The organism is Paenibacillus sp. KACC 21273 (assembly GCF_028736095.1).
Classification (GTDB): Bacteria; Bacillota; Bacilli; order Paenibacillales; family Paenibacillaceae; genus Saccharibacillus; species Saccharibacillus kyungheensis.
In genome coordinates this window covers 3756562-3778429 of record NZ_CP117876.1, presented here as the reverse complement: position 1 = coordinate 3778429, position 21868 = coordinate 3756562, and the positions used below count along the sequence as shown (strand labels likewise).

At 40.9% G+C, this 21868-nt stretch carries 16 protein-coding genes; 12 read left to right on the top strand and 4 right to left on the bottom strand.

What is annotated here, in order from left to right:
• Window positions 1-11 precede the first annotated feature (11 nt).
• Both sufB and PQ460_RS16560 read left to right on the top strand, forming a co-directional pair.
• Window positions 12-1409, top strand: coding sequence for a Fe-S cluster assembly protein SufB (sufB, locus tag PQ460_RS16565; protein WP_204824849.1), 1398 nt, complete (start codon window positions 12-14; stop codon window positions 1407-1409).
• 101 nt (window positions 1410-1510) lie between these two features.
• Window positions 1511-1837: an MmcQ/YjbR family DNA-binding protein gene (locus PQ460_RS16560; RefSeq protein ID WP_274170492.1), complete on the top strand. Its 327-nt coding sequence runs from the start codon at window positions 1511-1513 to the stop codon at window positions 1835-1837.
• Between the two features lie 68 nt (window positions 1838-1905).
• On the opposite strand, the gene PQ460_RS16555 is transcribed toward PQ460_RS16560, so the two are convergent.
• The 3 genes from PQ460_RS16555 to PQ460_RS16545 form a co-directional block, all read right to left on the bottom strand.
• Complete coding sequence (locus PQ460_RS16555) at window positions 1906-2535, bottom strand: 3'-5' exonuclease (RefSeq protein WP_274170491.1); 630 nt, start codon at window positions 2533-2535, stop codon at window positions 1906-1908.
• Window positions 2536-2697: 162 nt separating this feature from the next.
• Entirely contained in the window at window positions 2698-3744 is a 1047-nt protein-coding gene (locus PQ460_RS16550; RefSeq protein WP_273615515.1) for an HD-GYP domain-containing protein, read from the bottom strand.
• 87 nt (window positions 3745-3831) lie between these two features.
• Window positions 3832-4581, bottom strand: a complete 750-nt coding sequence (locus PQ460_RS16545) for a molybdenum cofactor biosynthesis protein (protein ID WP_274170490.1) — start codon at window positions 4579-4581, stop codon at window positions 3832-3834.
• Between the two features lie 92 nt (window positions 4582-4673).
• Here PQ460_RS16545 and PQ460_RS16540 point away from each other — a divergent pair, with 92 nt between their 5' ends.
• From PQ460_RS16540 to PQ460_RS16515, 6 genes are all read left to right on the top strand, one after another.
• The gene (locus PQ460_RS16540; RefSeq protein WP_274170489.1) at window positions 4674-6116 is read left to right on the top strand and encodes a bifunctional metallophosphatase/5'-nucleotidase; all 1443 of its coding nucleotides are present in this window, start codon (window positions 4674-4676) and stop codon (window positions 6114-6116) included.
• A gap of 98 nt (window positions 6117-6214) precedes the next feature.
• Window positions 6215-7348, top strand: coding sequence for a radical SAM/CxCxxxxC motif protein YfkAB (gene yfkAB / locus PQ460_RS16535; protein ID WP_273615518.1), 1134 nt, complete (start codon window positions 6215-6217; stop codon window positions 7346-7348).
• A gap of 63 nt (window positions 7349-7411) precedes the next feature.
• Window positions 7412-8800, top strand: coding sequence for a hemolysin family protein (locus PQ460_RS16530; protein WP_274170488.1), 1389 nt, complete (start codon window positions 7412-7414; stop codon window positions 8798-8800).
• 96 nt (window positions 8801-8896) lie between these two features.
• Window positions 8897-9583: an HAD family hydrolase gene (locus tag PQ460_RS16525; RefSeq protein ID WP_274170487.1), complete on the top strand. Its 687-nt coding sequence runs from the start codon at window positions 8897-8899 to the stop codon at window positions 9581-9583.
• A 132-nt stretch (window positions 9584-9715) separates the two neighbouring features.
• Window positions 9716-10063 carry a YlbF/YmcA family competence regulator gene (locus PQ460_RS16520; protein WP_204824841.1) on the top strand — a complete coding sequence of 116 codons (348 nt, stop codon included), beginning with the start codon at window positions 9716-9718 and terminating at the stop codon, window positions 10061-10063.
• Window positions 10064-10290: 227 nt separating this feature from the next.
• Window positions 10291-11628, top strand: coding sequence for a DRTGG domain-containing protein (locus tag PQ460_RS16515; RefSeq protein ID WP_273615521.1), 1338 nt, complete (start codon window positions 10291-10293; stop codon window positions 11626-11628).
• Between the two features lie 360 nt (window positions 11629-11988).
• Here PQ460_RS16515 and PQ460_RS16510 read toward each other — a convergent pair whose 3' ends face one another.
• Window positions 11989-13941: a methyl-accepting chemotaxis protein gene (locus PQ460_RS16510; RefSeq protein WP_274170486.1), complete on the bottom strand. Its 1953-nt coding sequence runs from the start codon at window positions 13939-13941 to the stop codon at window positions 11989-11991.
• A 232-nt stretch (window positions 13942-14173) separates the two neighbouring features.
• Here PQ460_RS16510 and PQ460_RS16505 point away from each other — a divergent pair, with 232 nt between their 5' ends.
• From PQ460_RS16505 to pyk, 4 genes are all read left to right on the top strand, one after another.
• Window positions 14174-17962 (top strand): DNA polymerase III subunit alpha, encoded by a 3789-nt coding sequence (locus PQ460_RS16505; RefSeq protein ID WP_274170485.1) that lies wholly within the window; start codon window positions 14174-14176, stop codon window positions 17960-17962.
• A gap of 233 nt (window positions 17963-18195) precedes the next feature.
• Window positions 18196-19095, top strand: coding sequence for an acetyl-CoA carboxylase, carboxyltransferase subunit beta (accD, locus tag PQ460_RS16500; protein WP_273615524.1), 900 nt, complete (start codon window positions 18196-18198; stop codon window positions 19093-19095).
• Window positions 19096-20196, top strand: coding sequence for an acetyl-CoA carboxylase carboxyltransferase subunit alpha (locus PQ460_RS16495; protein ID WP_273615525.1), 1101 nt, complete (start codon window positions 19096-19098; stop codon window positions 20194-20196).
• Between the two features lie 159 nt (window positions 20197-20355).
• Window positions 20356-21783: a pyruvate kinase gene (gene pyk, locus PQ460_RS16490; RefSeq protein WP_204824835.1), complete on the top strand. Its 1428-nt coding sequence runs from the start codon at window positions 20356-20358 to the stop codon at window positions 21781-21783.
• The last annotated feature ends 85 nt before the right edge of the window (window positions 21784-21868 follow it).

Sequence of the window (21868 nt, the reverse complement as noted above, 5' to 3'; positions counted from 1 at the left end):
AGGCTACACAAATGGCTAAAACAGCACCAGAAATGGAAGAATATAAATATGGTTTCCGTGATGATCACAAGTCTATTTTTCAATCCGGTAAAGGACTGAACAAAGAGATCGTAATGGAAATCTCTCGCATGAAAGATGAGCCGGAATGGATGTTGGAATTCCGCTTGAAAGCTTTGGAACAATTCGAAAAAATGCCTATGCCTGATTGGGGCGGCGACATCAGTGACTTGGATTTCAACGATATCCAGTACTATGTTAAAGCATCTGAAGGACAAGGTAAGACTTGGGAAGAAGTACCTACAGAAATCAAAGAAACTTTTGACAAATTAGGTATTCCTGAAGCAGAGCAAAAATTCTTAGCTGGTGTATCCGCTCAGTACGAATCTGAGGTTGTATATCACAGCATGCAAAAAGAATTGGAAGATCAAGGCGTTATCTTTATGGATACAGATACAGCTTTGAAAGAACATCCAGAAATTTTGCGCGAATACTTTGCTACCGTTATCCCTACAACAGATAACAAATTTGCAGCATTGAACAGTGCAGTATGGTCAGGCGGAAGCTTTATCTATGTACCGAAGGGTGTACAATGCGAAGTGCCTTTACAAGCATACTTCCGTATTAACTCCGAGAACATGGGTCAATTTGAGCGTACGCTAATCATCGCAGACGAAGGCAGTATGGTTCACTATGTAGAAGGCTGTACAGCGCCAATCTACAGTACGAACTCATTGCATAGTGCTGTCGTTGAGATCGTATGTAAAAAAGATGCTCGTGTACGTTATACAACGATTCAGAACTGGGCTCCAAACATCTACAACTTGGTAACCAAACGTGCAGTTGCTGAAGAAAATGCAACAATGGAATGGGTAGATGGTAACATCGGTTCCAAATTGACAATGAAATATCCTGCGGTTGTTCTTAAAGGACGCGGCGCTAAAGGTATGGTATTGTCTATCGCTGTTGCAGGTAAAGCACAACATCAAGATGCTGGCGCAAAAATGATTCACCTTGCACCAGATACAACATCTACAATTGTGTCTAAATCGATCAGTAAACATGGTGGTAAAGTAACGTATCGTGGTCTAGCATCATTCGGACGTAACTCCGAAGGTTCTAAATCCAATATCAAATGTGATACGCTGATTCTAGATAACCAATCCACTTCAGATACAATTCCGTACAATGAAATCAAGAACGATAACATCACTCTTGAGCATGAAGCGACCGTATCTAAAGTATCTGAAGATCAACTCTTCTACTTGATGAGTCGTGGTCTAAGCGAAGATGAAGCAACCCAAATGATCGTTATGGGCTTTATCGAGCCATTTACAAGAGAATTACCTATGGAATATGCAGTAGAAATGAACCGTCTTATCAAGTTTGAGATGGAAGGTTCTATCGGTTAATTCCTTTTATAGCAAGGAATTTCACATTAAAAGCGGGACAGAAAAGGGGGATTGCCCCAATTCTGCCCCGCTTTTTTATAAATTTAAAGGAATGATGACTTATGAAAAGCAAACAAGAAGCAATAGATTATTGTATGGCATACGACAATGTATATGAAGATCATCCATTCAAAGATGCCAATTGGACGTTAATCCGACACCGACATAACAAAAAAACATTCGCATGGATTTTTGAGAGAGAAGATCATATCTGGATCAATGTGAAATGTGAACCTGGTATGATCGAACAATGGCGAGCAGAATATGAGTCTATCGTGCCTGCTTATCATCTCAACAAAGACCATTGGAACTCGGTGATATTGGACGGTTCTATTTCACCAACAGATATGAAGCATTTAATCAATACCAGTTATGAAATGACAAAATAATAGACTGTTGTGCAGTCTTTATCTATACACGTAAAGTACATAGTTCGTATCTGAGAAAAGAACTATCCTTATTTTCTTGAGTTAGAACGGAATCCGAATTTCTTTTTACTTTTTGCAGAGGAAGCAGAGAAGGATCTATACCCACCAGCATACATCTGACCAATCTGATAGCCATGGGCTTTGGCAAGTTCGGCAGGGCTGATATGCTGTTCTTGTTCTAACAACTTTAACAACACATTGGCTGTTGCGCGTGCATCTTCTAACGCATCATGGTGGTTAAAGATAATATCATAATGATTGGAGATCACATTCAATTTATGAGAAGGCAGATGTGCTAGTATTTTTTTGCTAAATAGATACGTACAGTAATAATCAAAAGCAGGATAATCCAGTAGCGCATGATCCAGACAATATCGTAATACACTCATATCGAATGAAGCATTGTGCGCCACGATTGATTTATTTTCAAAAAAAGGTAACAGTGTCGGCCACAATTCTTGAAAAGTCGGCTGACCTTTGACCATCGCTGGCGTAATCTTATGAATACTGATATTCATCGGGTCAAAATGCTGATTAGGATTAATGAGCCATTCTTGTTCAAACACGATTTTTCCTTGCGATACTTCTACAATCCCGATCGAACATGCACTGGATCGACTAGAATTGGCAGTCTCAAAATCAACAGTTACAAAATCCATATGATAATACTCCTTTCTATTCTGGGTGGCAGTTCTTATATTGTTAAGTATAAGGTAATGTCCACAAACCACAAAAATAGCTGACAACGAAAGATCGTCGCCAGCTATGTCTGTTTGGTCTATTTCATGTACATTGAAATCTATTAACTACCTAGTAACCACTTACATAAAGATCTCTTCAATATCCAAATTCGATTGCATCGCCAGGTCTGTAAATCCTTTGTCCGTTTTGATAAGTGGACGGAAGAAGTTAGAAGGGTTGGTCATAATAATCTGACCGACTTCTCCAGAACTAAGCAATACTTGTTTGCCGATAAAGTTAGGTAGCATATTACGGATAAACGTCTGAGTCGTCTCCGCATGCAGTTGACCAAAGCTCATTCTATGCAATTCTTTTAGAACACGCAATAGCTCTTGCTTGGTTTGATAGACTCTGGCTGTCGTCATAGCGCTGTATACATCCGCTACAGCCGTAATACGTGATAACGGATGTATCTCATCTAGACTCAGTCCGTTAGGGTATCCTTTGCCATCTGTGCGCTCGTGATGTTGTAAAGCTACCATTGCACTGATCTTGTCACCTGTAGACTGCATAATAATATCGTGACCATAAATCGTATGACGCTTCATTTCTTCAAATTCTTCTGTAGTCAAACGTCCCGGCTTATTCAAAATATGACTGGGTATTTTGGATTTGCCAACATCATGTAAATAACCTGCTCTACCTGCTTGATACGCTTCTTGTTCGGTATATCCCATCCATGTTGCAAGGTAATAAGAGAGCATCCCTACTTGTAGTGAATGAGTATACGTATAGTTGTTATCATCGTTTAGAAAAAGTAGTACAGATACGACATCTTTTTGTTCTTGTAATTCTGTAAGTAAAGGTTGTAATTTGGCATCTACCTGACTACCATCGAACTCTCCGCGAGCGGCTGCGTTTAGAAATAAATCTTCAAACCCTTGTAGAGCGCTATTAAATTGAACTTTTGCATCTTGAAGAGGATGGCTAGATAAAGATTGGCTAATATCGGCAGGTTCTGAGAAAACTTCTTCAATGTCGACATCATCCACACCATGCTGTAGCAGCTTAGCAATATCTTCCCGCTGAAGAGTATGGCCCTTTTGCATAATATGAATGCCGAATGTATTGAATGTATCTCTAAGAAGCGTATCTCCCGGCTTCAAATCGGTAACATGCACTCTCAATGTGGGCACCCCGTTTATTAAACAAATTGTAAATGTATCATATCAGGAAAAAAAAGCAGGATCAATGTTGAAATCAGTTCATTTAGCTCAAGATTTTGGCTCGGTGGGGTTCCAAGGACCTGTTTGAACACCTTTCCACTCTGAACCATCTGCCCAGATCTCTTTTTTCCAAATAGGTACAGTTTCTTTAAGACGTTCAATCGCAAATCGGCTAGCTTCGTAAGCATCATTACGATGAGCCGAAGAAACAGCGATAATCACACTGGTCTCCGCTATACCTACTGTTCCTATACGATGGCTGATCGCACAACGTGTTCCTGTCCATGTTGTTGCAATATGGTCTCCAATTTTTTGCAATTGATGAAGTGCCATCGGTATATAAGCTTCATATTCTAAATGAACGGTCTGCATCGCACCTGTCATTTCACGAGTGGTTCCGATAAATGTTAACGTTGCTCCATGATTAGGATCAATCACTTTAGCGATCACATCTTCAGCTTGTAATCGTTCACTGGTAATGAGATATAAACCGTCCGTTGTCTGTGAAGTAGTAGTGTCTATTCCTGATCCACCGGATACAGGAGGAATCAAAGCAATTTCATCCACAGGCTTAATCCTATTATCGGCTAAAGCGTACTCTTGGTTAACAGCAGCGAAGGCAGCTTCGATCATTATTTTTGCTTCTGGATATTGTTTAGACAAAAGTTCTTTCAATCGCGCGACTGTAAGTTCTTCAGAGGATGGAGTTTCTATAATAACTTGCGATTGGCCAACGCGCTCAGCAAGACCTGCAAATAGTCGAACAGTATATTGTTGCATGATATTTAACGCCTCCATGTGCTTTTTCGATCTCTTTAATATATCATAAGTTCATATGTATATTATATAACCCCAATCAAAGGGAACGGATGCAGGAGGACATACTATTTATGAACATAAATGAAGTGGAAGATACATTAACACTATTACACACCAATGATATTCATAGTCATTTTGAAAATATGGGTGCGATTGCAGCTATTATCGCAGAACGCAAGCAACGTTTGGGTGAGGAGCAGCTATTGGTATTGGATATCGGTGATCACATGGATCGTATGTCGATTGAGACAGAAGGGTCTGCCGGTGGAGCCAATATCGATATTATTAATATGACCGGTTATGATGCGATTACGATCGGGAACAATGAAGGTCTGACCTATACGCCTGAACTGCTTAATCAAGCATATGCAGGAATTAGCTGTCCGATTATTTGTAGTAATGTAGAAGAGATGGAGAGCGGTGTTCCACCGGTATGGATGGAAACTCATCGGATTATTCAAAAAGGAACATGGAAAATAGGTCTAATCGGGGCTACAGCGCAATATAGCGATTATTACGAATTGCTAGGATGGAATGTCAGTGATCCAATAGCCAGTCTAGCACCATGGGTAGCAAAGTTACGTGATGAAGTGGATTTACTGGTTGTTTTATCCCATCTGGGCTTACCTACTGATCAGAAGCTTGCTGAACAGTTGCCTGAGATTGATGTGATTCTGGGAGGACATAGCCACCATGTGTTAGATCGTCCGCTCTGGATTGGTTCTACAGTACTTGGAGCCGCAGGCAAGTTCGGTCAATATATTGGAGAAATGGTCTGGAAAAAAGATACACAGGGAGCACGTGCTCATCTACTGGATGGAGGACTCATTCCAATCACAGAACATATGGAACGGGATGCATCAATAGAAAATGCGATTGTGATTCATCGCCAACGTGCAGAAGAACGAATGAATCGTACGGTAGCAATGTTAGAAGCGCCACTTGAAATTCATTATGAACAAGAGTCTCCATTTGGTAATTTGCTTGCACAGGCTGTACGTCAATTTACAGGAGCAGAATTGTCGATTGTGAATGCAGGTCAACTGTTAGCCGATCTGCCCGCAGGCGAAGTCACAGAAGGTCTGCTTCATCGTCTATGCCCATCTCCGGTAAATCCATGTATTACGTTGCTTCAAGGAAAAAATATCAAGTTAGCGTTAGAACAATCGCTTTTGCCTGAATTTACACACAAAACGATTATGGGATTTGGATTCCGAGGGAAAGTGCTTGGTTGTCTGTGTGTAGATGGAATAGATATCTCGTATGATCTATCCCGACCTGCTTATGATCGTATTACAGCTATTCGCTTAGGGGATCAAGAGCTGAAAGATGAACAAGAATACAGTGTAGGTTGTCTGGATATGTTTACATTTGGCATCGGCTATATGTCTCTTAGTGAAAGTCATGAAGTGAAATATATTCTGCCTGAATTTATCCGCGATCTGTTACGAATGCAGTTGCAGACACCGGGAGCAGCGTTAGCGTCTGCCGAAAAACGATGGTTTATGGTATGATAAATGAGATCTTGCGTCATATTTTGCATATTTAATGAGTCAAAGAACGTTATGCAATACATGATTTAAGGTTAATACATGAAATAAGGTGAAAGCAAATGACAGTAATACAAAGAAGTGAATGGCCTCTTAAAGAGTTATCCCCAAGTTATGATCCGTGGGACCCTTTGCTATCACTTCGCAAATTTGGACGCAATACGCTAACCAGCGTGGAGATGACAGTTACCAATCTATGCAATATGCGCTGTGAGCATTGTGCAGTTGGAGATTCACTGGTGATGCGTGAACCGGATATGATTCCTTTGCCTTTGATGTTGAAGCGATTAGATGAAGTGGAACATCTTCAGACAATCAGTATTACCGGTGGTGAACCGACTTTCCGCAAAAAAACGGTGGATGAAGTCATCGTTCCTTTGCTTAAATATGCGCGTGAGCGTGGTATTCGTTCACAGATTAATTCTAATTTAACATTAGATATCGGGCGTTATGAGAAATTATTACCGTACTTAGATGTGATGCATATTTCATTTAACTATACATCTGTAGATGATTTCCATGAAGTGGGTTTTGCGAACAGCGGACATCCTGTTCCTCGTGAAGTCGCTGTCAAAATGTACGATAAAATGATTGAAAACTCTCAACTTTTGAGCAAAGCAGGGATGTTTATTTCGGCGGAAACGATGATTAATTATCGTACCCATCACAAATTACCTGAGATTCATCGATTGATCAAAGAAATGGGTTGTAGACGTCATGAAGTACATCCGATGTATGCAGCCGATTTTGCAGCGAATTTGCCTGTAGTCTCACTAGCTGAGTTCCGTACAGCGATTCATGATTTGTTAGATCATCGAGATCAAGACATGTGGATGTTATTTGGAACATTACCATTCTTCGCTTGTAACTCTGATGCTGAAGATCGCAAGTTGATTAACCGTCTGCATCGTGAGCGTAATGTAACTGTTCGTAATGATCCAGATGGACGTAATCGGGTCAACGTTAATATGTTTACAGGGGATGTATTTGTTACAGATTTTGCGGCTATTCCAGCGTTTGGCAATGTGTCTCATAGCCAGCTTGATGATGTATTTAGCGAATGGACCAACAATCATCCACTGAATCAGACAGTGAATTGCCATTGTGATGCGGCGGCTTGCTGTGGACCGAATTTGCTCGTAGCAGACATGTATTACAAAAATACAGATTTCAAATCACGTAAAGCTATTTTGTAAATCAATAAGCATTTTGCGTTATCAGATTACAGACATAAAAAGATGACAACAGCATAACGCAGAATGCTGATTAACTATGGAAGAAATGGGGCGTTCTGGTTGGGCCATTCGGAGTTTGAGATAGGAACTTTAGTATTGAATTTGGCTTTGGTTTTACTGCTCGTATTTTTAAACGGCTTTTTTGTGGCTGCTGAATTTTCACTTGTGAAAGTACGTCATTCTCGCTTGACACAATTAGAGAGTGAAGGCAACAAGCTTGCAGGATACGCGCTTAAGGTCAACAAGAAGCTGGATGCTTACTTATCAGCTACCCAATTCGGGATTACGCTGGCATCTCTTGGACTCGGTTGGATTGGTGAGCCTGCGATCTCGGAATTACTTGTCGAACCAATTATGTATAAATTAGGGTTCGGTGAATCTCCATTAGTGACCACAATTTCTGTCATTATCGGTTTTGCTGTAATTACATTTCTACATATTGTTATCGGTGAATTGGCTCCGAAGTCGCTCGCTATTCAGCGTACAGAAGGAGTATCTTTATGGCTGTCAGCACCATTATTATTCTTTTATCGTGTATTCTTCCCGTTTATCTGGGTGTTAAATGCAGCTGCGAACGCTGTGTTACGTGCTGTAGGTATAGAGCCTGCCAATGAAGCAGAAGCAGCTCACTCGGAAGAAGAAATTCGAATTTTGATGAATCAAAGTGCCAAAAGCGGTGTGATTGATGAAGGCGAAATGGAACTGATGAACAATATTTTCGAGTTCTCTGATTTACTTGCACGCGAAGTCATGTTGCCACGTACAGATATGACTTGTTTGTATACGAACTTTTCCAAAGAAGAAAATTTGGCGATTATCAATGAAACCAAACATTCACGTTACCCTGTAGCCGTAGAAGATAAAGACCGTATTATCGGTTTTGTGCATATTACAGATGTATTATTATCGCCTGTGAACCAACCGTATGATCTGGTTGCGTTGGCACGACCTATTTTGAATGTACCTGAGTCTATGGAAATTAGTCATGTATTACAAATGATGCAAAAAAACCATTCTCAGTTAACACTGGTTGTCGATGAATATGGTGGAACAGCCGGAATATTAACAGCAGAAGAAATTCTGGAAGAAATCGTCGGTGAATTGTATGACGAATTTGAAGATGAACGCCCTGATATGGAGCGAGATGGAGATACAATCTCGGTCGATGGACGAATGTTGATTGAAGATGTAAATGAACTAAGCGGTGTGGAGATCGATGATGATGAAGTCGATTCAATCGGTGGATGGATGTTTAAAGAGCTTGAAGGTGTTCCCGAAACAGGCGGTAAAGTAGAAATTGATGGGGTAACTTTTGAAGTGGCAGAAGCCGAGCGTTTACGTATTATGCGTGTGCGTATCTATCCTGTTCCTGAGATTACAGATGATGAAGAAGATGAAAACGATTCCGATTAAAAAGTTGTATATTAATGCAGAATAACCTATACAATACGTCATGATTTAAGGGCAGTGTGATGCTGCCCATCATACATAGATAGGAGTTACGCAGAAATGAATGAACAACCGAAGTTACGCAAGCCTCAAGCGATGATGTTTGATATGGATGGTACTCTTTTTCAGACAGAGACCGTACTGATTCCTGCCTATCACAAAACGTTTGAAATGTTAAAGCAAGAAGGTCTGTATGACGGGGAAACACCACCGGAAGAGATCATTTTGAGCTGTCTTGGCATGTTGCTTGAAGATATCTGGGCACGTGTGATTCCAGGTGCAGGTGCTCCTACGGTCGCAAGAGCAAATGAACTGTTATTGCAACTACAACTAGATGAAATGGCAGCAGGAATCTCTGCGATGTATCCACAGGTCAACGAAACGTTGCAATATCTGCATGATCAAGGTGTACGTCTATTTGTAGCAAGTAATGGTCTGGAAGGGTACGTCAAAGGAGCGGCTGAAGTTCATCAATTGTCTGCTTTAATGGAGGGTGTGTATAGTGCAGGAGAGTACAATACCGCTTCCAAAGTCGATCTGGTCAAATTACTGCTAACCAATCATCATATAACCGAAGCATGGATGGTGGGAGATCGATCTTCAGACGTAGAAGCAGGGAAAAAGAATGGTCAGGTCGTGATTGGCTGTAATTATGCAGACTTTGGAGATACGTCCGAGTTGGAAGGTTCAGACGTGATTATTACTTCTTTTGATCAATTGATTACATTGTATGATCAAGCACAATAATAACTAGGATTCACTAAGCTTGATTCGTCTAATTTTACTTCTGCTAACAAATCAGTTACTCTAGTAAAAGTTCAAATCGCAAATGATTGGGTACAATATAAAAATGATATCAAAGAAAGCAGGGATACAATAATGAATATTTATGACAAAGCTAACGAACTATCGAAATCGATCCGCGAAAGTAAAGAAGTAGAAGACATCACAGCAGCTATGAAGCTGATTGAAAATGATCCAGAAAGCAAACGTATGTTAGATGATTTCCGTACGCGTCAAATGGAAGTTCAACAACGTATGATGTCTGGAGATATGCCGAATCCAGAAGAAATGGAACAAATGGAAAAAGTATTTGAAGTGTTAAACTTGAACTTGAATATCCGTCGCTTGTTCGATGCAGAGCAACGTCTAAGTGTAATTATTGAAGATATCAACAAAATTATTACAGAAAGTTTGAGCGATCTATACGGTGGCGAGAACGCGTAATTCGTTAATATCTGTTTTAATACATGACGTTTATCAAATTATAACAGGTAGATAATTATTACAAATTTAAAGTATATATGATTTGAGAGAGATAGCTTACTTTCAAAAAAATATATCAAAATAGTGCCATCACAAGCGCCTCTAGCCAGATATCTATGGTTGGAGGCGCTTGTTTTTGTGCTATAATCAAATAAGAGTGATACAGATCAAGAACGGTGGTGTTACAGTTGGAAGAACAGGATGAGACGATTACAAAGCATGAGCAGTTATTACAACATATTGAAAAGCTACAAGTCGGTAGCAAAATTTCAGTTCGCAAACTAGCCAAACATATGGGAGTGAGCGAAGGAACGGCTTATCGAGCAGTTAAAGAAGCTGAAAATATGGGTATTGTAGTGACGCGTGAACGTATAGGTACGATTCGTGTAGAAAAGAAACCGCGTGGTATCTCTGAACAGCTTACTTTTGCGGATGTGGCTGAGATTGTCGGAGGTCAAGTATTTGGCGGAAGTGGCGGTCTTAATAAAACACTTGTTAAATATGCGATCGGTGCGATGAAAGTAGAAGCGATGATGCGTTATGTGGAAGCAGGAAGCTTATTGATTGTCGGTAACCGTGAAGATGCTCATTCGCTTGCACTGGAACATGGCGCAGCCGTTTTGATTACCGGAGGGTTTGGCACAAGTGCAGAAGTGAAAGCATTAGCAGATGAATGTGATTTGCCTATTATTTTATCCCGTCACGATACATTTACAGTGGCTTCCATGATCAACCGCGCTATCTTTGATCGGATGATCAAAAAGAAAATTATGCTGGTCGAAGATATTATTGCAGGCAAGCCAAAGCCAGAAGTACTTAAAGCGTCTAGCACAGCTCAAGATTTTCGTGAAATGACAGAGAAAACAGGATATGTTCGATTAGCTGTGGTAGACGAATGGAACCGGGTGATCGGTATTGTAGGACGAAAAGAGATCGAAGAATTAACACCCGAACAACCGATCGAAAAAGTATTGATTCGCCGCCCGATTACAGCTACGTTACAGACTTCGCTTGCTTCAGCAGCACAGACGATGATGTGGGAAGGGGTCGACTTTTTACCGATTGTAGATCGTAATCGGAAATTGATCAGCACCGTAACCCGTCACGAAGTATTGCAAGCGATGAGAGATGCACAGCAACAGCCCAATGCAGGTACAGGGGAGACATTTGATCATTTGATTTGGAATGGATTTGCTGAAGAAAAAGATGAAGACGGTGGAATCGTATTTCATGGATTTATCACCCCGCAGATGGCGACCGATTTGGGTACCATTTCAGAAGGTGTGTTGACTACAGTCATGATTCAAGCCGCTACACGTACAGCCAAATTATTAAGCGGATGCGATTATGTACTGGACAATATGAGCACTTATTTTCTACGTCCGATCCAGATTGAAGATGCAGTAGTCATTCGCCCGATCATCTTAGAATCCAGTCGCCGTACATGCAAGCTAGAAATTCAAATGTCCTACGACGAACTCCCTGTAGCCAAATGCATCCTAACCCTACAATCCATTGACCACTAGCGCTTGGCATCATAAGCGCGACATATAAAATAAAAAAGTGATTTTTGCAAAGCAAAATATCTTACATTAAGCGCTTGGCAATATAAGCGCGCCCAACTTCAATAAAAAGTGATTTTTGCAAAGCAAAATATCTTACATTAAGCGCTTGGCAATATAAGCGCGCCCAACTTCAATAAAAAGTGATTTTTGCAAAGCAAAATATCTTACATCAAGCGCTTGGCACCATAAACGCCTGGCACCACAATCCCCATCCCTATTCAATAAAAAGAAGCACTACAGATCAACTCACCTGTAGCGCTTCTTTTTTTATACAATGTCCAGTTTATTCATCAATCCTACTTCTACTACATCAACCAATCATCAGACTTGGAATTTCTCAACCATGCCTTTTAACTCTTGAGCAACATCAGACAATACAGCAGACGAAGCTGCGATTTCTTCCATTGTTGCTAATTGCTGTTCAGTAGCAGCAGATACCGATTCAATCTCACCTACTGAAGTATTAGTAATCTCAGACATTTGATGAACCGAACGGATTACTTGCTCCGTACCTTTAGAAAGAGTAGATGAAGCATCAGATACACTTTGAATATTGAAAGTCACTTCTTGTACATACTGGCGAATCAGACCGAATGATTGTTCCGCTGTGTGTACAGCCGAAATACTTTGCAAGACTTCTTGAGAACCGGCTTCTGTGCGATCTACAACAGTATGAATCTCAGATTGAATACTATCGATCAAAGCGCTGATCTGATTAGCAGAAGAAGAAGCTTCATCAGCTAAATTACGAATTTCTTTAGCTACTACACTAAATCCTTTACCATGTTCGCCGGCACGAGCCGCTTCAATACCTGCATTAAGTGACAATAGATTGGTTTGTTTAGCGATCTGGGCAATTACATTCACAATCTGTCCAATCGTCTCTGAATGATTATTTAGACTATGAACCGAACCGGACAGTTCTCCGAAAATGAATTTCAATTTACTGATTTCACTATCTGCTGCTTTGAGCGCTGTATCGCCTTCATTTACTTTTTCAGAAGCCATAACCGCTTTGGAAGCTACTTCATGAGCACTACTAGCAATTCCTTGAATCCCTGTAGCCATTTGATTGACAGTCGACGATGTATGATTTACATATTCCGATTGACGATCTGAACCTTCTGCCATCTCTTGAATAGATAATGCGATATGTTGAGAAGCGTTAGAAGTCTCACCCGCACTTGCTGTTAATTGTTCAGAAGAAGAAGCAAGATGAAGCGACGTATCTTTCAAATGCGATACCATTTCACGCAAGCTGTTCGTCATAGTAGCTAGTGCTGTAGATAAAGCGCCAATTTCATGTTTAGACTTGATATCCCATGTAGACGTTAGATCGCCCTTCGCTACCGCTTCGGTGACTTTAACCAGTTGCATAATAGGCTTGGTGAGGCGAGTAGAGAAGATGTAACCAGCGATAATTGCAAGAATAAGAGAAATCACCAGAATAATAATACTGTTGCGGAATAGTACATTTGAATCTGCCATAATCAAATTATACGGTTTTTCGCTAAATATGCTCCATCCGGTTAAAGGATCTTTGGCATAAGAGACTAATACGCGGTCTGATTTTTCACCATAAGTTAGTGTGCCTGGAGTGCCTTGAGAAGCATTTTGGAAAGAAGGGGTGTCTTTGATATCTTTATCTAATGAATTCGGATCAGGGTGAGCAAGAATCGTTCCTGTGCGGTCTGCGATATAAGCTGTCTGACCGTTTGTAGAAAATTCTTTGGCATAGGTGCTCATGCTATCTAAAGGCAATGTGACTTGAACCATACCACTGAGTGTGTTGTTTGTATCAAATACAGGGTAAACAACAGTAACGATCTTTTTACCTGTAGATTTGCTAACCAAAATATCAGAAACAACTTGTTTTTGGGTAGCTATCAATTGCTTAAAATAATCACGATCACTGGTATTGCTCAAATCGCCATCAGAACTTTTAGCAATTTGTTCACCATCGGTAGCGGTAAAAATAATCGATTGAATTTCAGGGTGTAATTTACCGACAGATACTAATAAATTTTTAACTTTTGCTAATTGAGTAGGTGTATACTCTTTGATCTCTGGATTTTCCGATAATTGTTGCAACATCTCAAATTCAGAATTGATTAAAGCTGTTGTTTTTTGAAGCACCAGATTAACATTCTGTTCGTTCATACTGTAAGCATCTTTTTCTATTTTATTGCTTGTTGTGATCAAACTGAATGTCCCGTAGACCAGTAACGGAATAAGTGCGATTAATGACATAATCATAATCAGTTGTTTTTTCATTATTATTTCCCCCGATGAATGAAATCAATTAAAGTTGACATTGATACGTTTATCGGCAGTTTTTCAGATAAGTTTAGAAATTTTGTCACCATATGTCGAAATAGGTGTAATATTCCTATGAGATAAAGAAGAAATGCAAGATTTATTGACGAGTATGATAAAATAAGAAGTAATGAATAGATATCAAAACAAGCTTCAAAAATGAATAATTTTGACGAAAGTAGGGAAGCGTATGACCCCATTTGTTCACCTGCATGTGCATAGCGAATACAGTCTACTGGACGGGGCTGCGCGCATAAAGGATCTTGTCAGCCAAGCCGCAGAATCAGGCATGACAGCACTAGCTCTCACCGATCATGGTGTAATGTATGGAGCTATTCCATTTTATAAAGCATGTAAGCAACATGGCATTAAACCGATTATCGGTTGCGAAGTGTATTATACGGCTGGATCACGCAAAGAAAAGGCAGCACGCAAAGATCAACCGATTCACCATTTATTATTGTTAGCCAAAAATGAAATCGGTTATCGCAATCTGATGAAGCTGAGTTCGATAGGACATTTAGAGGGTTTCCATTACAAGCCTCGTGTAGATGCTGAAGTGTTACAACAGTATCACGAAGGTATTATTTGTCTGAGTGCTTGTCTTGGAGGAGAGATCCCGCAACATTTATTACATGAACAACCGGAAGAAGCCCGAGAAGCCGCTCTTCGTTATCAAGCGATTTTCGGTGAAGATTTCTATATAGAATTGCAAGACCATCATATTCCAGAACAGAAAAAAGTCATGCCGTTATTAATCGATCTTGCCAGAGAACTTCATATTCCACTGGTAGCTACGAATGACGTGCATTACTTAACGGAAGAAGATGCCAAAACGCAGGATGTCTTAATCTGTATTGGTACAGGTAAAACGATGGATGATGAAGGTCGTTTCCGAATTCCAACCAATCAGTTGTATCTAAAAGACAGTCAGCAGATGGAATCCTTATTCCGTCATGTTCCTGAAGCGATTACCAATACAACAGTGATCGCCGATCGTTGTGAATTGGAGCTGACTTTTGGCGAGTCGTTATTGCCTTCGTATTATCCGATTCCTGATGAGCTATCACCGGAACGTTATCTGGAACAATTATGTCGTACAGGCTTGGAGCAACGTTATCAAGATACGATGTACTGGAATGATCCTCAAGAACGTCAGACGATAGAAGAACGATTAAGTTATGAATTGAAAGTGATAGGCAGTATGGGATTTGCAGATTATTTCCTGATTGTATGGGACTTTATGAAATATGCCCATTCTCAAGGTATTGTCACAGGCCCGGGACGGGGATCTTCAGCAGGTAGTCTGGTTGCGTATGTACTGGAAATTACCAATGTCGATCCGATCAAATATAAACTGTTATTTGAGCGTTTTCTCAATCCAGAACGTATCACTATGCCTGATATTGATATCGATTTTAGTGATCTACGTCGTGATGAAGTCATCGAATATGTTGTTTCCAAATATGGAAGAGATCATGTTGCTCAGATCATCACATTTGGTACATTAGCTGCGCGTGCAGCCGTACGAGATGTAGGACGAGCACTGAATGTTCCTTATGCCGATACAGACAAAGCTGCCAAGTTAATTCCGGCGCAAGTAGGCATGACGATCAGCAAAGCGTTAGAGCAAGTACCTGAATTACGTGATCGATATGAAAAGTCTGCACCTGTTCGTGAAATGATCGATACCGCGCTCAAAGTAGAAGGTATGCCACGTCATGCTTCTACTCATGCCGCAGGGGTTGTGATTTCAAGTGGAGTGTTAACCGATATTGTTCCGATTCAAGAAGGTAGCGAGATTGCTGTGTTGACTCAATATCCGATGGAAAGCTTGGAATCAATAGGTATGCTCAAAATGGACTTTTTGGGTCTGCGTACGTTATCGATTATGGAACGCTGTATGACATGGATCGAAGAACAAGAAGGGCATCCGGTTGATTTTGCGCAGATTGAAGATAATGATCCACAGACGTATGAGATGCTCAGTCAAGGTGATGCAATGGGCGTATTCCAGATGGAATCACCGGGAGTAAGACGGGTGTTACGCGATCTCAAACCGACTGCTTTTGAAGATATTGTCTCGGTCGTTGCCTTGTATCGTCCGGGTCCAATGGACTTTATTCCTAAATATATCGAATCCAAGCATGGTCGCACGATTCCAGAATATCCGCATCCTGATTTGGAGCCTATTCTAAGCGATACGTATGGCATTATCGTATATCAGGAACAGATTATGCAGATTGCTTCTCAGATGGCTGGTTTTACACTGGCTGAAGCCGATTTGTTACGTCGCGCAGTCTCTAAGAAAAAGCGTGAGATTCTAGATGAAGAACGGGTACATTTTGTTAAAGGAAGTATAGAACAGTCTTATACCGAAGAAGAAGCCAATGTAGTATACGATATGATCGTACGATTTGCAGATTATGGATTCCCAAGAGCACATGCGGCGGCATATGGTGTGCTTGCGTTCCAGACCGCTTATCTCAAAGCACATTACCCTGTGCAATTTATCGCTTCGATGTTAACAGCAGTCATGGGAACGCATCGCAAAGTTGCCGAGTATGTACTGGAATGTCGTCGTATCGGGATTGATGTATTACCACCTGACGTGAATACGAGTGGAGTTACATTTACACCGGTAACCGCAGCAATGCAACAGGAGTTAGAACAGCAGTTGTTAGCCAAAGCATCGGAGTCAGATAGCGAACAGCCAAAAGTGACTGAACCATCTGAACCGTCCAAATCTTCTACGCCTTCTATTACAGGTAATATTCGCTTCGGTCTCGGTGCTGTCAAAAATGTCGGTACACAAGCGATCAATAGTATTATCAAAGAACGTCAAGATCGTCCTTACGACAGCCTGATCGACTTTTGCCGTCGTGTCGATCCCAAAGCTTGTAATAAACGGGTCATCGAGTCGCTGATTCAAGCAGGAGCTTTTGATAGTCTTCCCGGACATCGTGCACAGTTGCTTACAATGCTCGATGATACGATCAAAGAAGCAGCCAAATGGCGCAAAGAACGTGAAGAATTGCAGATCGAAATGTTTGCCGATCTGGGATTTGTAGAGACTCATAACTGGGAAGTCTCTTATCCTGATGTAGCGCCTTATACAACGGGCGAGCAGCTTGAATTTGAACGTGAATTGTTAGGACTATATCTATCCGGTCATCCATTAGATGATTATGAACAGGTAATTGAAGATACAGGATTATCTCGATTAATGAATTTACATGAAGGTGAAGATGAGAGCATAGTAGCGGTAGCTGGTATGGTCGTATCGCTCAAAATGATTACGACCAAGCAAGGCAAATCGATGGCTTTTATGGAACTAGAAGATCAGATTGAACGGTGTGAAGTAGTTCTTTTCCCGGAAGTATGGCGCAAAAGTAGTACACTTGTAGATAAAGGATTACTGCTCAGCGTACGTGGTAAATTGCAAAAAGAAGAGGACGGATTCAAATTGTTAGCGGAAGAAGTAGCTACTCTTAACGAAGGATCTGCCCGTGAGTTAGCGACTAGAGCTCGTCAACGGATGCATATCGCCAAAAATAAAGCTACCAGTCAGACCAAGCAAGCTAACAAATCAACATCCAGTTCGGCTTCTAAGCCTTATACCAAAAGTACAACGTCTGCCCAAAAGGTAGCCGCTGATCATCAGGAGACAGCGCCTGCTTCATCCGGTGGTGGTGTAGCAAGTGTGGTAAACGATGCTCCTCATACCGACCGGAATCCTGAACCGGTATCGAAACAACGTGTATTTATCAAAATTACTAAAGAATCTCAACAAGCAGATAAATTAGCCGCACTAAAACAACTGCTGGCAAGTCATGCTGGGCCTGTAGGTACATTACTATTTTACGAGGAAACACAAAAATTATTCGATCTCAGTGAAACCTATAGTATTAAGCCTTCACCAGAGCTTTTCCAGGAAATGGAGCAGATGTTAGGCGAAGGAACCGTTAAAGTCAAATAAGTCTAAAAAGCTAGCGCACATTGATTGTCAACCCGTCAATGTGCCAATTTATCTTCACTTATCTTTGTTGCGGTAAAAAAGTGTGGTATGTTATCATTATCCCATTATGTGGGCTTAAAGCACTGCAATTATTTTGTGAACATTTTAAGTCCAATTAGCTCGGTATAAGTGAATAATATATGATATGAATTCCATGAATAGCGGAATGCGTATACGGCTGGAGAGGTGTAGTTGTGTTTAGAGATTTATTTCAAAAGAAAAAAAAATATGCAACCATTCCATCCCAACGTTGGGGGAATGACACAGAGTCTACTGAAGAACAGCAGGAACGTCCTAAGCGTGAAATTCCAGAAGGCTTGATGAACAAGTGTAGCAAATGCGGCACGATTCATTATAGTAAAGAGCTGGAGAAAAACTTGAAAGTCTGCCCTAACTGTGGTTACCATATGCGTCTTAATGCGATTGACCGTATTATGATGACTGTGGATGATGGACAGTTTACAGAAATGGATGCTCGTATGGAGTCCAAAGATCCTTTGAAATTTCCTGGATATGCAAGCAAGCTAGAGCAACAGAAAATGAACTCTGGTCTGCGTGATGCGGTGATTACAGGAGAAGGTCTAATCGATGGTCAACCGGCAGTACTTGCTGTAATGAGCTTTGACTTTTTTAGTGGCAGTATGGGTTCGGTTGTTGGTGAAAAGATCACTCGTGCGATTGAACATGCAGATGCACGTAAGATTCCGATGATTATTTTCTCGACTTCTGGTGGAGCACGGATGCAGGAAAGTATTTTAAGTCTGATGCAAATGGCCAAAACAAGTGCAGCGTTAGCTCGTTTTCAAGAAAATGGAGGATTGTATGTCTCTGTAATTACTGATCCTACGATGGGCGGCGTATCTGCCAGTTTTGCAATGCTTGGAGATGTTAATATTGCTGAACCTGGAGCATTGTTCGGATTCGCTGGACGTATCGTTATTGAACAGACGATTCGTCAAAAATTACCAGATAATTTCCAAACAGCAGAATTTAATATGGAACATGGTCAGCTAGATATGGTCATTCATCGCAAAGAGATGAAGTCTACTTTATCTCAATTATTAGATTTTCACAGTGGAAAAGGGGGATTTTAAGTGGCAGGAGAAATGCCTTTTGAAATGCCTCTCGTTGAAATGCGCAAAAAAATTGACGAGTTAAAGCAATTCGGACAAGAAAAAGGAATAGATTTCAACGATGAGATTACACGTCTGGAAGAACGTTATCGTCAGATGGAAAGTGAAATATACACTCAGATTTCACCGGCACAGAAAATGCATCTGGCAAGACATCAACAGCGTCCTACATCACTCGATTTAATTTCGATTGTTTTTAGTGATTTTATGGAGTTGCATGGTGATCGTATGTATGGCGATGATCTAGCGATTGTTGGTGGTATTGCCAAATTGGATGGTCATCCGGTAACGATTATTGGTCATCAACGTGGAAAAGATACCAAAGACAATATCGCTCGCTTTTTTGGGAGCCCACATCCTGAAGGATTCCGTAAATCGATGCGTCTGATGAAGCAAGCGGAGAAATTTGGACGTCCGATTATTACATTTATTGATACCAAGGGTGCTTATCCGGGTAATACAGCAGAGGAACGCGGACAGTCTGAAGCGATTGCTCGTAACCTATGGGAAATGGCAAAATTGCGTGTTCCTGTAGTCTGTGTAGTGATCGGAGAAGGCGGTAGTGGCGGTGCTTTGGCACTTGGTGTAGGTAACCGTGTACTTATGTTAGAAAATGCGATTTACTCAGCGATTTCGCCAAACGGTGCAGCTTCTATCCTCTGGAAAGACGCATCCAAAGCCGATCAAGCAGCGGAAGCGATGAAGATTACAGCGGAAGATTTGCTACGGATGGAAGTGATCGAAGATATCGTTCCTGAACCTCGCGGCGGAGCGCACAAAGATTACGAAGAAACAGGTGAAGCGATCAAAAAACATCTGCTTGTTCATTTGCGTGAACTTTCTCAAATGAGTGCAGAAGCGTTGATTGAAGATCGCTATCAGAAATTCCGCAAAATCGGCGAATTTACAGAGCAAGCGATGGGAACATTGCCAGCGAGTAGATCGGAAGTCAATATAGAAGATCAGCCTCAAGAAGAATTGCAATCCGATGTGGAGCCTATTCTTGGGAATGAAGAAGAGAAAGTAGCTACTAAATCTTCGCGTTCCAAACGTCATTCGTAAGATAGCATTTCCACAATTTCTGAGGAATTTTGACAATCTTCTATACAAAGCAGGCAAACTGTAGTAGATTTAATTGTTGGGGCTTGTTGAATGGTTTCGGCAAGTCATGTTGGGAAAACAAAATAAAGAGAGACCTTTAAAAACGGAGGAAAATCAATTATGCGTAAAACTAAAATTGTATGTACGATCGGACCGGCAAGTGAATCTTTAGAAAACACAAAGAAATTAATTATGGCAGGTATGAACGTAGCTCGCCTAAACTTTTCTCATGGTGATTTTGAAGAGCATGGTAACCGCGTTAAAAACATTAAACAAGCTAGCAAAGAACTAGGTAAAACAGTAGCCATCCTGCTGGATACCAAAGGTCCTGAAATCCGTACCGGTAAATTTAAAGAAGAGCCAGTTGAATTGGTTCAAGATGAATATGTAACTTTGACTACAGAAGACATTTTGGGTGACCAACACCGTATGCACGTTACTTACAAAGACCTTCCAAGTGACGTTGAAGTCGGTTCAACAATTTTGATCGATGATGGTTTGATCGGTTTGACAGTTGTTGAAATTCAAGGTACTGAAATTAAATGCCGTATCGTTAACGGTGGACAAATCAAAAGTCGTAGAGGCGTTAACGTACCAGGAGTAAACATTTCACTTCCAGGTATTACAGAAAAAGATGCTAACGATATTATCTTCGGTATCGAGCAGGGTGTAGACTTTATCGCAGCTTCATTTGTACGTAAAGCAAGCGATGTTCTTGAAATCCGTCAATTGTTAGAGAGCAAAGGTGGTAGCCATATCCACATCATCTCTAAAATTGAAAACCAACAAGGTGTCGACAACTTGGATGAAATCCTTGCTGTATCTGACGGTTTGATGGTTGCTCGTGGTGACTTGGGCGTAGAAATTCCTGCGGAAGAAGTACCATTGGTACAAAAACGCATGATCGAAAAATGTAATCGCGTAGGGAAACCAGTTATTACAGCTACACAAATGTTGGATTCGATGCAACGTAACCCGCGTCCTACTCGCGCTGAAGCAAGTGACGTAGCGAACGCTATCTTTGACGGTACAGATGCTATCATGCTTTCTGGTGAAACAGCTGCTGGTAAATACCCAGTTGAATCTGTATTGACAATGTCTCGTATTGCTGAAAAAGCAGAGTCTGCTTTGAACTATCACGAATTGTTCTTAAAACAAACGCATGCTCAACAAACAACAGTAACTGAAGCAATCAGCCAATCTGTAACAAACTCTGCTATGGACTTGAATGCAGCAGCGATCATTTCTTCTACAGAATCCGGTCATACTGCACGTACGGTTTCTAAATACCGTCCTCAATCTCCAATTATCGCAGTAACTACATTGGATCAAACAATGCGTCGTCTTTCTCTAGCATGGGGTGTATTGCCTGTTAAAGGTACACAAGCTCATTCTACAGATGAGTTGTTTGAAATTGCTTTGCAAGGTGGACATGATTCAGGTCTTCTAAAAGAAGGCGATTTGGTTGTTATTACTGCAGGTATTCCTTTGGGTCAATCCGGTTCTACGAACTTGATCAAAGTAGCTCAAATGCCTGCTAAATCATAATTTCACATTAATTAATAGCAAGATAGCATGACATCAGAGAAAGCAGTGGATCATTCCATTGCTTTTTTTGATGATTTTTATAGAG

Coding starts and splice junctions, on each gene's coding strand:
- sufB (WP_204824849.1), top strand. CDS start 12: ATGGCTAAAACAGCACCAGAAATGGAAGAATATAAATATGGTTTCCGT.
- PQ460_RS16560 (WP_274170492.1), top strand. CDS start 1,511: ATGAAAAGCAAACAAGAAGCAATAGATTATTGTATGGCATACGACAAT.
- PQ460_RS16555 (WP_274170491.1), bottom strand. CDS start 2,535: ATGGATTTTGTAACTGTTGATTTTGAGACTGCCAATTCTAGTCGATCC.
- PQ460_RS16545 (WP_274170490.1), bottom strand. CDS start 4,581: ATGGAGGCGTTAAATATCATGCAACAATATACTGTTCGACTATTTGCA.
- PQ460_RS16540 (WP_274170489.1), top strand. CDS start 4,674: ATGAACATAAATGAAGTGGAAGATACATTAACACTATTACACACCAAT.
- yfkAB (WP_273615518.1), top strand. CDS start 6,215: ATGACAGTAATACAAAGAAGTGAATGGCCTCTTAAAGAGTTATCCCCA.
- PQ460_RS16530 (WP_274170488.1), top strand. CDS start 7,412: ATGCTGATTAACTATGGAAGAAATGGGGCGTTCTGGTTGGGCCATTCG.
- PQ460_RS16525 (WP_274170487.1), top strand. CDS start 8,897: ATGAATGAACAACCGAAGTTACGCAAGCCTCAAGCGATGATGTTTGAT.
- PQ460_RS16520 (WP_204824841.1), top strand. CDS start 9,716: ATGAATATTTATGACAAAGCTAACGAACTATCGAAATCGATCCGCGAA.
- PQ460_RS16510 (WP_274170486.1), bottom strand. CDS start 13,941: ATGAAAAAACAACTGATTATGATTATGTCATTAATCGCACTTATTCCG.
- PQ460_RS16505 (WP_274170485.1), top strand. CDS start 14,174: ATGACCCCATTTGTTCACCTGCATGTGCATAGCGAATACAGTCTACTG.
- pyk (WP_204824835.1), top strand. CDS start 20,356: ATGCGTAAAACTAAAATTGTATGTACGATCGGACCGGCAAGTGAATCT.